Origin of the sequence: Nitrosophilus kaiyonis (assembly GCF_027943725.1) — a bacterium.
Taxonomy (GTDB): domain Bacteria; phylum Campylobacterota; class Campylobacteria; order Campylobacterales; family Nitratiruptoraceae; genus Nitrosophilus_A; species Nitrosophilus_A kaiyonis.
Map to the genome: position 1 here is coordinate 1,634,326 of NZ_AP025696.1, position 15,443 is coordinate 1,649,768.

Sequence of the window (15,443 nt, forward strand, 5' to 3'; positions counted from 1 at the left end):
TTGTATCTACCAAAAATATATATAAAAGGATTGTACCTAAAACTTGATAAAAAACTTATTTTAAATATAGAAAATATAAAAATAGAAAGAGAAAAAAGAAAAAATAGAAAAAAAGATATTGAAAACTATATAAGAAGTTTCAAATATCTACCACTTCTATTTCAAAATATCAATGTACAAAAAATCGATTTTTTAAATTATCATGTTACTTTTCTATACACTGATGACATATATTTTATTGATACCGATAGTTATCAATTAGCCGCAAAACTAAAATTAAAAGACCATAAAATTTATGCTTATATTCCAAATTTTTTACATAAAAATTTTAATTTCAATACTACTGGCAATGCAATTTTTGATTTAAGAACGGGCTTTGTAAGCTATAGAGGCAAATATGATATTGACAATATAAAAGGAGATATATATATAAAATACAAAAATGACAAGATTGATTTTTTAGTAAAAAGCAGATATTTTAAAAATGAAAATCTAAAAAAAATTACAGATAGATTTCACTTAAATAAAGATATTTCTGATTGGATTTATAAAAAAATTGTTGCAAAAAGATATATTTTAAAATTTTTAAAAGGAGAGATAGATCTAAATTCCAAAAAAATATATGATCCAAAAAAAATAGAAGGTTTAGCTACTGCATACAATGCACAAATTGAATTTAACAAAAAAGCAAAAAAGGTAAAATGTAAAAAAATAGATGTAGTTTTTAAAAATGATTCTTTATATTTTAAACTTCACACGCCAAAATATGAAAACATAGATTTATCAGGTAGTTTTGTAGTTATCAAAAATCTAATATATGGAAAATCATATATTGATATTATTATAAAAACAAAAACAAAGATTGATAATGAAATAAAATCTCTTTTATTGGCATATAATATCAATCTTCCACTATATCAAAAAAGTGGAGAGACAAGAGCGATTGTAAAAATTAATGTTGATTTCAAAAATTTTAATGTCGATGTAAGTGGGGATTTTTATACACAAAATTCAGTATTAAACATTTCGGATTTTGATCTTATTATAAAAAATGCTCACTTAAAACTGAAAAACTCGACTCTTTCAATAATAGATTCTCAATTAGCAATTAGCAATATAGTTTCTGCAAATGCTAAAGGTAAAATTTTCTTCGATAAAAAAGAAGCAAAATTAATACTTACAAATTTAAATATTTATCAAAAATTCAATAGTTTTGAACTGATAAAAGCACAAAATTTAAATGAAAAACTCTATTTGGATTTTAAACAAGATAATTTCACACAACTATCTTTTGAAAATTTAAACAGTGTAATTAAAATCTATAAGGATAAATCTTTTGAAATAGTATTAAAAGATCTTTCAAAAATAAAAAATTATTCACCTATTTTAAAAAAAGCAGATATTAAAAAAGGCAAATTAAATATAAAAACAAAAGATTTTAACTCTTTTTTGATTGATGGAGAGTTAGAAAAACCAAATAAAATATTATTTGACAAAAAAGGAAAATCTGTAACTTTTTTTAAAATTAAAGGAAAAATAGAAAAAAATAATACAAAAATTGTTATAAATGATAAGATAAAGTTTCTATACTCTCAAATTCCAAAAATTTATATATATTCTTATGATATTTATCTTAATAAAAATATTCTAAAAACAGATAAAAAAGACTCAAGCAGATTTTTCATTTTTGGAAAAAATAGTAATATCATCATTGATAATCATAAAATTTTATCTAATAGGTTTACTTTTAAAAATTTTGAAAAAAGATTTGAATTTGAAAATATATATAAAAAAAGTTTAATAAAAGCATATGGAAATATTGATTATTTTTCGATATCAGCTAAAAAACTTAATGATGAATTTGTAAAAACATTTCTAAATATTTATGGAATAATAGGTGGAGTTTATAATTTAGAAGCTAAAGGCAACCTAAATAATTTAAGTGGAAAAGTAAAATTTTACAATGCTACATTAAAAGATCTTGCATTAATAAATAATATAATGGCATTTTTAAATACAATTCCCGCACTTGTCACATTTTCTGATCCAGGTTATAGTACTAAAGGTTTAAAAATTAAAAAAGGAGAAATAAAATTTAGACTAAAAAAAGATATGTTATATATAGATGATCTAAAATTTAATGGAAAAAGTGTAAATATTGAAGGAGTTGGAATTATAAATTTAAAAGAAAACACAATAAATATGATATTGAAATTACAGACTTTAAAAAAGGTAACAGATATTATTAAAAAGATACCTATAGCTGGATATATTATTTTAGGCAAAGAAGGAAAAATATCAACTGTTTTAAAATTGGAAGGAGACTTAATTAAGCCCAAAATTTCAACAAAATTGCCTGAAGAGACAATAAAAGCTCCTATAAATATTATCAAAAGAACACTACAACTACCTTTTAAAATTTTTAAATAGCAATTATTTATTCATTTCTTAAAACGTCAATAACTTTTATATCTGTCGCTTTTTTTGCAGGATAATAGGATGAAAATAAAATTATAATAATGGCTCCAAATATTATCATATTAAAATCAATAATAGATAGATCTAATGGGAGTTTACTTGTACCATATACATCTGGAGGGAGTTTTACAATATCAAATTTTCCAAGTATAAATATTCCTAAAAGTCCCAAAATTGAGCCAAATATTATCCCCAATCCACCAATGATTGAACCTAAATAGAAAAATATTGCTTTAATCTCTTTTTTTGTAGCACCAAGAGATAATAAAAGAGCAATCTCTTTTCTTCTATTCATCACTGTCATTAATAAAGAGCTGACAATATTTAAAGCTGCTATTAATATTATTAACATTAAAACGATAAAAAGAGCTCTTTTCTCCATAGTAAGAGCTGCAAAAAAGTTACCATTTTGTTGCCACCAACCAACTACTCCTACATTTTTTGGAAGAGATTTTTTAATAATTTTTATATCCTCTTGAGGATTTTTTGAATATATATGAATACCACTAAATTCGTCTCTTTTTATCCTCAATATTTTTCTTAGAGAATCGATTGTTGTATATACATAAGCTTTATCATATGCAATTAGACCAGATTTAAAATATCCTTTTATTTTGAATCTTTTTATTAATGGAGAAAGAGTAAATCCACCTGGCTCGCTTTTTGTAAATATAAAAACTACTTTTTCGCCTTCATTTATATACAATCTATCATATATTCCTTTTCCGACAATTGCTTCAAATTTTTCAACTTTTTTATTTCCTAAATATTTTTTTATAACATCATTTATCTTTTTCTCTTTTTCAAAATCAACACCAAATAAAATCCCTCCTTCCATAATATCGCCTTTTTTTAATATAGCTTGTGTTGTAACATAGGGACTAAATATAAAATTGGAAAATTTTTTTTCTAAATTTTCTAATAAATGTTGATTTACAGCTCCTGGCAGTTTAGGATATATTGTTAATGGATAATTCATTGTAAAAAGTTTTTTTTCAAACTCTTTATCAAATCCATTCATTATAGCCATTGCAATAATTAATACCATAACTCCAACACAAATCCCTAAAAAAGCAAGAAGAGCTGAGAGAAAAATAAACGGCTGATCTTTATCAAAACGAAGATATCTTTTTACTATATAAAAAACAAAATTTTTATCCATTTATTACCTTGAGATTTTAGACATTAGACATTAGTCATTAGAAATTGGAAATTAGGAATTGGTGTTAAGAGTTAAATATTAAATGTTTAAATTAACACTAAATTCTACACACTTAATTCTTAACTCTAACTCAACATACTCGACTATTCCACTATGCCCCTATTCCACTATCCTGCTTCGCAGCTTCACTGCTTCGCTTCTTCTCCGCTTCTCACTTACACATGAGACTCAGCTAATACACCCTTTTTAGGGCCGCTTTTTCCACAGCAGTGTTTATATTTTTTTCCACTTCCACAAGGGCAAGGCTCATTTCTTTTTGGTTTTTTTTGAGAAACTATAGGTGTTTTTCTCTCTTCATTTTGAATACTCTCACCATATTGCAATACTGCTTGAGATTTTAACTCTTCTTCCATTTTCTTAAGCTCTTCTTCTAATCTTTTTATCTCTTCCTCTTCTTTTTCGTCTCTAAGTTCTATTGTATGAAGTGTTCTAATATATTCAAATTTAATATTTTGTACCAATTCCATAAAAAGATTAAAACTCTCTTTTTTATATTCAACTAATGGATCTTTTTGATTATATCCTCTAAGACCTATTCCTGTTTTTAATATATCCATTTGATAAAGATGGTCTCTCCATCCATTATCAAGAATTTGCAGATATAAAATTCTTTCAATTTCTCTTCTTTGATTTTCATCTACAACACTCATTTTTTTATCGTATTCAGACTCTAGTTTCTCTAAAATATAATTTTTTAATTCATCATAATCTTTATTTGATAACTCTTCTAAATTAAAATCACTTCTAAGTTCCTCTTTGAGTTTTAGAATTAGCTTTTCTAAATTGAAATCCTCTTTTGGAGATTCAGAGAAAATTTCGCACTCATTTAATATATTTTCAACAAATTCTTCACGATTTTCTTTAATTTTAGATTCAATATCATATTCAGGATTTAAAAGCTCTTTTCTAAATTTATATATAGTTTTTCTTTGCTCATTTGCAACATCATCATATTCAAGAATATATTTTCTTGATTCAAAATGCATCGCCTCAACTTTTTTCTGTGCTTTTTCAACAGCTCTTGTCACCATTTTCGATTCAATATGTTCACCCTCTTTTATACCGATTCTTTCCATTATATTTTTTATTCTGTCACCACCAAAAATTCTAAGTAGATTATCTTCTAAACTCAAAAAGAATTGACTCTCACCTGGATCCCCTTGACGTCCTGCACGACCTCTTAACTGATTATCTATCCTTCTACTTTCATGTCTTTCTGTACCTAATATAAAAAGTCCACCAAGCTCTTTTACTTCATCATCAATTTTAATATCAACACCACGTCCAGCCATATTAGTAGCAACTGTAACTGCTCCCTTTTTTCCAGCTTGAGCAATTATTTCAGCCTCTTGTTCATGATGTTTTGCATTTAAAACTGAATGTGGAATTTTTTCTCTTTTTAAAAGTTCATGTAACAATTCATTTTTTTCAATTGAAGTAGTACCAACAAGAACAGGTTGACCCTTTTTATGTAACTCTTTTATCTTCTTTATAACAGCATTAAATTTTTCTTTTTCCGTTTTAAAGATTAAATCATCATGATCTTTTCTAATAACTGGTCTATTAGTTGGTATTGAGATAACTTCTAAATTATATATCTGAGAAAACTCAGTAGCTTCTGTTTGTGCAGTACCTGTCATACCAGCAAGTTTTTTATACATTCTAAAATAGTTTTGAAATGTAATATCAGCAAGAGTTTGAGACTCCTCTTTTATCTCAACTCCCTCTTTTGCCTCTAATGCTTGGTGAAGTCCTTCACTAAACCTTCTTCCCTCACTAAGTCTTCCTGTAAACTCATCAACTATAACAACTTCTCCATTCCTCACAACATAATCAACATCTTTTTCAAAAAGATAGTTTGCTTTTAATGCTTGATCTAAATGGTGTGCTAAAATTGCATTTTCTAAACTATATAAATTTTCTACACCAAAAAGCTCTTCAGCTTTTGATATCCCCTCTTCTGTTAGTAATATAACTCTATCTTTTTCATCTACTTTAAAATGTTTATCTTTTTCAAGCTGTTTTGCAATCTTATCTGCTCTTAAATAGTTATCAAGTTTTCTATTTGTAGGTCCAGAAATTATTAAAGGAGTTCTAGCTTCATCTATTAAAATAGAGTCAACTTCATCAACTATTGCATAATTGTGCCCTCTTTGAACCATCTCTTCAAGTGAATATTTCATATTATCTCTTAAATAATCAAAGCCAAACTCATTATTTGTTCCATAGGTTATATCAGCTTCATATTGCTTTTTTCTCTCTAAATCATCATCAATATCACCTGTTATACACCCTACACTATAACCTAAAAAGTTATAAAGTTTTCCCATTTCAGTGGCATCACGTCGCGCAAGATAATCATTTACAGTAACAACATGAACCCCTTCTCCAGTCATTGCATTTAAGGCTACTGCTAAAGTTGCAACAAGAGTTTTACCCTCCCCTGTTTTCATCTCAGCAATTCTTCCCTCATGTAAAACAATACCACCAATAAGCTGAACATCAAAGTGCCTCATACCAAGAACTCTTTTGCTTGCCTCTCTTGTTATTGCAAAAGAGTCTTCAAGAACTTCATCCATTGTTGCTTCTTTATTTATTACTTTATTTCTAAGTTCATTAAAAGCTTCTTTTAATTCATCATCACTATATTTTTCATACTTTTTTTCTAAAGCATTAATCTTTTTAACTCTTTTTTGATATCTTTTAAGTTCTCTATCATTTTTTGTTCCAATAACTTTTTGCACTAAAGTTTTAATCATTTTTTTCCTTTGTTCTTATAAAAATGCTAAAATAGTCAAGTGGTTTTAATTTTTATTGTTAAGTAGTTAAAATGGTTTTATAACACCACTTAACTATTAATTATCCATTTTAAAATAAACCATTTTAACTACTCAACAGTAGCTTTTAGTATGAAATTTTATCATAATTTTAAATTTTTTTTATATTAAGGAGAAAAAAATAGTGAAAACATTAGTTTTATTTATCATTTCCCAAATTATTTTATTTGCACAAATAGATATTGACTCTTTTAAAAGCTCTTTTTTACAAACTGTAAAAAGCAATAACAAAATTGTAAAATATAAAGGAGAATTATATTTTAAAAAGCCAGCAAAAATTTTATGGAAGTATAAAGAGCCTATTATAAAATCAATATATATTATTAACGATCAAGTAGTAATAATTGAACCAGAAATTGAACAGGTAACAATTAGCCATTTTAGTGAAACAAAAAATATAATAGATATATTAAAAAATGCAAAAAAAGTTAAAGAAAATCTATATATAGCAATCTATAAAGATCAAAATTTTAAAATATTCCTTGATAATAATCAAAACCTAAAAAAAATAATCTTTAAAGATGAACTTGACAACAATATCGAGATTGTTTTTTTGAATCCAAAGAAAAATATAGATATTGAAGATAAAATATTTGAATATAAAATTAATCCAGAATATGATGTTATTTTTCAATAGTTTAGGCGAAATCGCCTAAACTATTATACATATTTATGAACCATCTCTTCTAGAAGTTGCTCATTGATTTGGTCAAAATTTAAGTAACTATATACTTTATCCTCTTTACCTGCTAATTTTTTAGGAACTATTTCAAGATACTCTTCTTTAGTTGGGATTCTGCCAAGTATAGCAGTAACTGCAGCAAGTTCTGCACTGCCAAGATAAACTTTAGCATCTTTACCCATTCTATTGTCAAAGTTTCTTGTACTTGTACTAAAAACAGTTGCTCCATCTCTAACTCTTGCCTGGTTACCCATACATAAGCTACATCCAGGAAGCTCTGTTCTAGCACCAGCTGCAGCATAAATAGAATAATATCCCTCTTCAATGAGTTCTTCTTCATCCATTTTAGTAGGAGGAGCTATCCAAAGTCTTACAGGAACTTGTCCTTCGCCTTTTAATACTTCGCCAAGTGCTCTATAATGTCCAATATTTGTCATACAGCTACCAACAAATACTTCATCTATTTTATGAGGTCTATTAGGATCAGCTAAAACTTCACTTAATGTTGCAACATCATCAGGGTCATTTGGACATGCAACAATTGGCTCAGTTATCTCATTTAGATCTATCTCAATAACAGCAGCATACTCTGCATTTTTATCTGCTTTCATAAGTTTTGGCTCTTTTAGCCACTCTTGCATCTTTTTCATTCTTCTCTCAAGAGTTCTTTTATCCTCATATCCAGCTTCAATCATTTTCTCTATAAGTTTAATATTTGATTTTAGATATTCTACAACTGGCTCTTCATCAAGAGCAACAGTACATGCTGCTGCACTTCTTTCAGCACTTGCATCGCTAAGCTCAAATGCTTGCTCAACTTTTAAAAATGGAAGTCCTTCAATTTCTAAAACACGTCCAGCAAAAATATTTTTCTTACCTTTTTTCTCAACTGTTAAAAGTCCTTGTTTAATTGCAAAATATGGAATTGCATTAACAAGATCTCTCAAAGTAATTCCTGGCTGAAGCTCTCCACTAAATCTAACAAGTACAGATTCAGGCATATTAAGTGGCATACTTCCAGTAACAGCTGCAAAAGCAACTAGACCAGAACCAGCTGGAAAACTAATACCTATAGGAAATCTTGTATGGCTATCTCCACCAGTTCCAACAGTATCTGGAAGAACCATTCTATTTAGCCAGCTATGAATAACACCATCACCCGGTTTTAAGCTAACTCCACCTCTACTTGTGATAAATTCAGGTAGTGTATGTTGAAGTTCAATATCAGCTGGTTTTGGATATGCCGCAGTATGACAAAAACTTTGAAGAACAAAATCTGCTCCAAAACTTAATGCTGCCAACTCTTTTATCTCATCTCTTGTCATAGCTCCAGTAGTATCTTGGCTTCCAACGGTTAAAGTTTCAGGCTCCACATACATCCCTGGTCTAACACCTTCCATTCCACAAGCACGTCCAACCATTTTTTGAGCAAGAGTATATCCAACTCCCTCTTTACCTTCAGGTTGCTCTGGTCTTGCAAAAATATTTTCCTCTTCCATTCCAAGAACAGCTCTTGCTTTTCTTGTTAGACCTCTACCTATGATTAATGGAATTCTTCCTCCAGCTCTATATTCATCCGGTAAAGTATTTGGTTTAAGTTTAAATTCGCTTACAACTTCACCATTTTTTAATATTTTTCCTTCATACGGTCTAATTTCAATAATATCACCAGTTTCTAATTTATCAACAGGAGCCTCTATTGGAAGAGCACCAGAATCTTCTGCAGTATTAAAAAATATTGGAGCAATAATACCACCAATAATTACACCACCTGTTCTTTTATTTGGAACATGTGGAATATCTTCACCTATCCACCATTGAACAGAGTTTATCCCTGATTTTCTACTACTTCCTGTTCCTACAACATCACCTACAAATGCTACTGGAAGTTTAGTCTCTTCTTTTAATCTTTTAATGGTATCTTGAGCATCAGGCATTTTTGCTTTTAACATAGAAAGGGCATGAAGTGGAATATCACTTCTACTCCAAGCTTCACTTGCAGGAGATAGATCATCAGTGTTTGTCTCACCTGGAACTTTAAAAACAACAACTTTTAATGATTCTGGAAGTGGCTTTCTATTTAAAAACCATTCAGCATTTGCCCAAGATTCAAGTACCTCTTTTGCAAATTTGTTATTTTTTGCAAGTTCTACAACATCATTAAATGCATCATAAACAAGTAGAGTCTTTTTTAAAGCTTCTGCTGCAGCTTTTGCAACCTCTTCATCTTCATGAGAAAGAGCTTCTACAAGTGGACCTACATTATATCCACCAAGCATAGTACCAAGAATTTCAACTGCATGTTTAGGACTAATAGCTGCAGTTTTTGTATGACCTCTAATGATATCTCTTAAAAATGCAGCTTTTACATAAGCAGCATCATCAACACCAGGAGGAACTCTATTTAAAAGAAGATCCATTAAAAATTCTTCTTCTACAATAGGAACTTGTTTAAGTAGTTCTATAACTTCAGCAACTTGTTTTGCAGTTAAAGGCTTTGGAGGAATACCAAGCTTTTCTCTCTCAGCAGCCTCTTTTCTATACTCTTCAATAAAACCCATTTATACTCCTTTATTTAATGTTGTGAATTTGTTTAAATTGAGATAATCTTTTTTGCAATATATCAATATTATGTTGTAATTTTTTTAAAAATCTTTCATGTTTTTGCATCCAATTTGTTTTTTCATCTTCTAGTTTTGCTTCCTCTTCTAAAAGTTTATCTTCCTCAAAAGTCAACTCTCTATGTCTGTTTTTAAGTTCACTATCTTTTTCATTTAACTCTCCAAGTTCTTCTAACAACTTTCTTCTTTGGGCTAATAGATTCTCTCTTTCTCTTGGACTATCTTCTTTAGCTAATAATTTTTTAATTTTTCTTAACTTATCAAGAACTTCATTGATCTTATGTTCATTTTCTCTTATTTGTGATGAGACTTCTAATATCTCTTCCTCTTTTTTTAAGAGTTTTTCCTTAACGCTATTTAGTTTTAAATCAATCTCTTTTAACTCTTCTTCACTTTCTTTTACAAGTTCTTCAAAATGTTTAACATTTTCCTCAACTTTTTCTAAAACCCTTTCCATATTACCTCCTTTTGATGTATTCAATTTTATCAAATAAAATTATAACTTTTATAACATTGTTTCAACATGTAACACATAAAAAAATCTATGTGTAATATTGTTACAGCATATTATGTAATTTTAACATTATATATCCTAATAGTGGAACTGTGGTTATTATGAAAAATATAAAGATATAGATTCCTATTCTTTTACCACCTAAATAAAAAACTATTAACATTTTTGCAAAAGAGTTTGAAATTGATGCAAAAATAATTGATAAAACCGCACTGTTTAATGCAATTTTACCTTCTCTACTCATATTCGCAAGAGAAAGAGTTATTGCATCTACATCTGTAAGTCCAGAAATTATAGATAATAAATATACTCCTATATCTCCAAAGTTTCTCTCTATTAATGAAACTGCACCAAAAATTATTCCAAACATAATACCTATTTTTAAAGCTTCTTTTAATTCTAATGGGTTTTTAAATTCTATTGTAGAGTGTGAAATTTTGATTTTTGCTTTTTTGTAAATAATATATAGATAGAAATAGCCTAAAATGGTAGATAAGATAAAAGGATAAAAAATATATTCTAATAATCTCTTATCAATTAAAGCCACCTCAATAATAACTCTAAAAAACATTGTACTTGAGGCAATACCAATAGTAACAGCCAAATATGGGATAAGCTCTTTATTAAATACAGATTTTTTAGCAAAAGTTATTGCAACAGCAGTTGAAGAGACCAATCCACCAAAAAAACCAGAAAGAATTAGGCCCTGTTTTGCTCCTATACTTTTAACAGCAACATAACCAAAAAAAGAGAGACCTGCAATCAAAACAACCATCAACCATATTTGATATGGGTTAAAAATCCCAAAAGGATCAATACTTTTATTTGGCAAGATCGGTAATATAACAAAAGTCATTAATGCAAAAAGAATAGCTGAAGTAACATCTTTTCTAGTTATTTTTCCCTCAACCTCTTTTATTTTACTTTTCAATTCTAAAAGAAAAAGAATGATTATTGCACTAAATACACCACTTTGCTTATCAAGAAAAAAAACAATAGAGCCTGTTAAAAAAGTTGCAATTGCAGCAAATTCCGTTGTAGTCCCAATATCTTTTGTAATTTTTAATGTTTTTATATGAATATATGTTAAAAAAAATATCAATCCTAATAAAATGGCAGGGAAAATTAAATTATTATAATCTGTTAATTTTGCAGCTATAAATCCTATAATTGATATTATTGCAAAAGTTCTTGCACCCCCAAATTCTTGAGATTTTTCATAATAGGTTTGCAATTCCCTTTGTAAACCTATCATAAAACCTAAAACTGCAGAAAGAATAAATGAGGTTGCAAAATCTATATCCATTTTAAACTCTTTTTTGCCCTCATACTAAAATCTCTCTATTTCCTTTACTATTTGGAGATGAAAGAATTCCTGTATTTTCCAATTGTTCAACAATTCTTGCTGCCCTATTGTATCCTATTTGCAATCTTCTTTGAAGATAACTAATCGAAGTTTTTCTCTCTTTTAAAACAATCTCTTTTGCATCTTCATAGAGTTCATCAAGTTCTTCATCTATATTTTCATTTGTATTGTTTGAACTAATTTCTTCTTTTAAAAATTTTTCATCATATTCTGGAGTTCTTTGCTCTTTCAAAAATTCTACAATTTTTTCAATCTCTGTTTCACTAACCCAAGGAGCATGAAGTCTTATAAGACCTGTAACTCCTGGAGGAGTAAAAAGCATATCTCCACGTCCAAGAAGGCTTTCAGCTCCAAATGTATCTAAAATAACTTTAGAATCAATTTTTTGCCCTACTTTAAAACTTATTCTACTTGGCAAATTTGCTTTAATTAGACCAGTAACAACATCTACACTTGGTCTTTGTGTTGCAACAATTAAATGTATTCCACTTGCTCTAGCCATTTGAGCAAGTCTTGCGATTGAATATTCAACTTCTTTGCCACTTGTCATCATTAAATCTGCTAATTCATCTATTGTGACAACAATATAAGGCATAGGTTCAAAACCCTCTTTTTTTGCCTTTTTATTATAACCTTCTATATTTTTTGTTTTTGTCTGACTCATCAATTGATATCGTCTTTCCATTTCTGCAACCATATTATTAAGAGCGATCACGGCCTGTTTAGATTTAGTAATAACTGGTGTTAAAAGATGAGGAATATCATTATAAATAGAAAATTCAAGCATTTTTGGATCGATTAACATCAATTTTAAATTATCCGGAGAATTTCTATATAAAAGACTAATAATTATAGAGTTAATTCCAACACTTTTTCCGCTACCAGTTGTTCCAGCTATTAAAAGATGTGGGAGCTTTTTAAGATCCGTTACAAAAGGTTTACCAACAATATCTTTTCCAAGAGCAATTGTTAAAGGAGATGCGGCATTTTTAAAAATATCACTCTCAAGTATCTCTCTTAAATATATTGTCTCAATCTCTTTATTTGGAATCTCTATACCAACAACATCTTTCCCAGGAACTGGTGCTTGTATTCTTATAGTTTTTGCTTTCAGGGCCATTGCCAAATCATCTTGAAGATTTAAAATTTTAGAAACCTTAATATGAGGTGCAGGTTTAAATTCAAATGTTGTAACAACTGGCCCAGTATATGTTCTTACAACATCTCCTTCTATTTTAAATTTGGCAAGTTTTTCTATAAGCTCTTTTATTTTTTTATCAATTTCAGCCTCATTCACACTACTCTTTTTCTTAGAGGGCTTTTGTAAAAAATTTAAAGGAGGAAGTTTAAAGTTTTTTGGTTTTTCCAATTTCCCTTTTTCAACACTTTCTAAAAGCTTTTTATTCTCTTCCAACTCATCAACAATTTCTGTTATCAAAGAGGAGTTTTGCTCAATCTTTTCATTACTCGTTTTTGGGCTTTCATCAACAATTTCTATTTGTTCAATTTCATTTTCTTTTAATTCTTCAACTTTTTCTTTATAATCTATAAAATCTTGCTGCTCATTTGGTTTTGCTAAATTATCTGTATAAATTGATTCTTTTGGCTTTTTTATATTAACTGTTTTTTCATTTTTCTGTTTTGATACAGTTTTTTCAAGTATCAACTCTTCAAGATTTTTGTCAAATATTAGTATTAAAGATATTGCAAATATGATAAACCAAAAAAACCATGCACCAGCAAGACCAATATATGGTTTGATAAATTCAATAATATAATTGCCAAATTTTCCACTTAATGTGCCATTAGTAACTAAAGATTGAAAAATTAAAAAAGAAAAAAGCATAAGCAATGATGCAACAAAAATTTCTGCACTTCTTTTATTAAATTTTGGATTTTTATATATCTTAAATAAAGGATAAAGAAGAATAAAAAGATACAAAAAAGAGATATAGCCAAAATACTCTTTATTAAAATTAGCAAATCTATATCCAAATTTTCCCACATATGCAGGGTCTGCAATAATTGTAGAAAGTCCTAAATATAAAAAAATGACTCCAATTACAATAAATAATATATCTTTTAAAATGGAAACTCCTTTTGTTTATAATATTTAGAAATTAAAATTATACAAAATTCATATAAATATTAATCTTATAATACCAAACACTAAAAATATTATGGAGATATACTCTTTATAAGAAAAGTCGCTATATAAAAAATAAAAAGATAAGATAATAAAAACTGCTCCTTGTAAAATAGGTTTTAAAATAACTTTTATTTTTTCTATAAAAAGTTCAATTGAGTCTTGACTTAAATGAATAACAAAAGCGCTTTCACTCATATCTGTAATAATTTTTTTTATTCTTCTATGGGTCAAAGGAAAACTTGTAATATCATTTTTTATTAATTCAAAAAATCTCTCTTTTGCTCCTAATGCATCAGGAATATGTTTTTGTAAAACTGGCAAAATATCTTTTATACCATTAAAATTTTCAATATATGTTGTTCCAAGACCTTCAATTATTGCACTTGCCCTTAGGATAAATATAGCTTCTTGGGGAAGTTTAAATGGAAGTTCTTTTGTTGTAGATAAAAGATCAAAAGCTAATTTTTGCATTGATGAACTTGATAGATTTTCATCACTAAAGATATCAAACATTTTTTGAGCAAACTCTTCTAAGAGATTTTGTGGAGCATTATAAGCTATGATACCGAGTCTTTTACATGCTGCGATATATAACTCAAAATCTCTTTCATTCGCCGATTTTATTAGTTCAATGATTGCAATTCTTGTTTGATTTGAAATCTTTTTTACCATGCCAAAATCTAATAAAATAAGTTGTCCATCTTCATTTACCAAAAGGTTCCCAGGATGTGGGTCAGCATGAAAATATCCTCTAATAAGCATTTGATCTGTGTAAAAAAGAATTAATTTATTCATTATTTCATAAAAATCGATATTTAATCTTTTTAAATTCTCTCTATCATCAAATCTATAGCCTCTTTCAAAACTCATCACTATTGCATTCTCACTACAATATTTCAAATAAGCTTTTGGAAATTTAACCCCACTTTTTTTATAAGTTTTAGAAAAATCTTGAAGATTTTTTACCTCATGTAAAAAATCAATCTCTTCAAGTATCATTTTGGAAAATTCAGATATAACAGCATCAATTGAGTTTTTTGTATATAAAGAGAAAAATGGTCTAAATAAATTATTGAAAAAATTTAAAATTTTTATATCTGCTTTTACCTGCTTTTCAATGTTATATCTTCTTAATTTTACAGCAACTAATTCACCAGATTTTAGTCTCGCTTTATGAACTTCTCCTATTGAAGCACTTGCAATTGGTTTATTTTCAAAATATGAAAAAATATCATCCTTAAATGCTCTATTATAAACTTTTAAAAAATCTTCTTTATTCATAGGAGGTAATTCATCATGAAGCTCTTTTAATTCATTTATATAATCCAAAGAAAAAAAATCAGCCCTCGTGGCAAGTACTTGCGAAAGTTTTATAAAAGATGCTCCAAGACCAATTATAGTATTTTTTAATTCTTTTGGTTTAAGAGGTTTAAATAATAGAAATCTTTTCTTTTTTTTAATTAATAAAAAAATAGTTACTAAGAAGATAAATATTTTATAAATTCTTAATGGATGATAATATTTTTTCATAATTTTAAACTTTTTAATTTTTTAAATTTTACAATATTAAATAT

Annotated in this window: 9 protein-coding genes; 2 read left to right on the forward strand and 7 right to left on the reverse strand. The window is 27.8% G+C overall.

The genetic code is table 11. From position 1 onward, the window contains the following. The gene (locus QML81_RS08560; RefSeq protein WP_281951015.1) at positions 1-2,430 is read left to right on the forward strand and encodes a YhdP family protein; all 2,430 of its coding nucleotides are present in this window, start codon (positions 1-3) and stop codon (positions 2,428-2,430) included. Between the two features lie 7 nt (positions 2,431-2,437). Here the strand turns inward: QML81_RS08560 and QML81_RS08565 are convergent, their stop codons facing one another. Together QML81_RS08565 and secA are read right to left on the reverse strand one after the other, a co-directional pair. Continuing rightward, the gene (locus QML81_RS08565; protein WP_281951016.1) at positions 2,438-3,640 is read right to left on the reverse strand and encodes an ABC transporter permease; all 1,203 of its coding nucleotides are present in this window, start codon (positions 3,638-3,640) and stop codon (positions 2,438-2,440) included. 215 nt (positions 3,641-3,855) lie between these two features. After that, positions 3,856-6,459, reverse strand: a complete 2,604-nt coding sequence (gene secA / locus QML81_RS08570) for a preprotein translocase subunit SecA (RefSeq protein ID WP_281951017.1) — start codon at positions 6,457-6,459, stop codon at positions 3,856-3,858. Positions 6,460-6,661: 202 nt separating this feature from the next. On the opposite strand from secA, the gene lolA reads away from it, so the two are divergent. Then, the gene (gene lolA, locus QML81_RS08575; RefSeq protein ID WP_281951018.1) at positions 6,662-7,174 is read left to right on the forward strand and encodes a LolA-like outer membrane lipoprotein chaperone; all 513 of its coding nucleotides are present in this window, start codon (positions 6,662-6,664) and stop codon (positions 7,172-7,174) included. 23 nt (positions 7,175-7,197) lie between these two features. Here lolA and acnB read toward each other — a convergent pair whose 3' ends face one another. The 5 genes from acnB to QML81_RS08600 all read right to left on the reverse strand — a co-directional run bounded on the left by acnB (position 7,198) and on the right by QML81_RS08600 (position 15,399). Further along, positions 7,198-9,780, reverse strand: a complete 2,583-nt coding sequence (acnB, locus tag QML81_RS08580) for a bifunctional aconitate hydratase 2/2-methylisocitrate dehydratase (protein WP_281951019.1) — start codon at positions 9,778-9,780, stop codon at positions 7,198-7,200. A 10-nt stretch (positions 9,781-9,790) separates the two neighbouring features. Next, complete coding sequence (locus tag QML81_RS08585; RefSeq protein ID WP_281951020.1) at positions 9,791-10,297, reverse strand: hypothetical protein; 507 nt, start codon at positions 10,295-10,297, stop codon at positions 9,791-9,793. Positions 10,298-10,397: 100 nt separating this feature from the next. Continuing rightward, positions 10,398-11,660 carry an MgtC/SapB family protein gene (locus tag QML81_RS08590; protein ID WP_281951021.1) on the reverse strand — a complete coding sequence of 421 codons (1,263 nt, stop codon included), beginning with the start codon at positions 11,658-11,660 and terminating at the stop codon, positions 10,398-10,400. Between the two features lie 19 nt (positions 11,661-11,679). Then, on the reverse strand, positions 11,680-13,725 hold the full coding sequence (locus QML81_RS08595; protein ID WP_281951022.1) for an FtsK/SpoIIIE family DNA translocase: 2,046 nt from the start codon (positions 13,723-13,725) through the stop codon (positions 11,680-11,682). Between the two features lie 132 nt (positions 13,726-13,857). Then, complete coding sequence (locus tag QML81_RS08600; protein WP_281951023.1) at positions 13,858-15,399, reverse strand: ABC1 kinase family protein; 1,542 nt, start codon at positions 15,397-15,399, stop codon at positions 13,858-13,860. Positions 15,400-15,443 lie beyond the last annotated feature (44 nt).

Coding starts and splice junctions, on each gene's coding strand:
- QML81_RS08565 (WP_281951016.1), bottom strand. CDS start 3,640: ATGGATAAAAATTTTGTTTTTTATATAGTAAAAAGATATCTTCGTTTT.
- secA (WP_281951017.1), bottom strand. CDS start 6,459: ATGATTAAAACTTTAGTGCAAAAAGTTATTGGAACAAAAAATGATAGA.
- acnB (WP_281951019.1), bottom strand. CDS start 9,780: ATGGGTTTTATTGAAGAGTATAGAAAAGAGGCTGCTGAGAGAGAAAAG.
- QML81_RS08585 (WP_281951020.1), bottom strand. CDS start 10,297: ATGGAAAGGGTTTTAGAAAAAGTTGAGGAAAATGTTAAACATTTTGAA.
- QML81_RS08590 (WP_281951021.1), bottom strand. CDS start 11,660: ATGGATATAGATTTTGCAACCTCATTTATTCTTTCTGCAGTTTTAGGT.
- QML81_RS08600 (WP_281951023.1), bottom strand. CDS start 15,399: ATGAAAAAATATTATCATCCATTAAGAATTTATAAAATATTTATCTTC.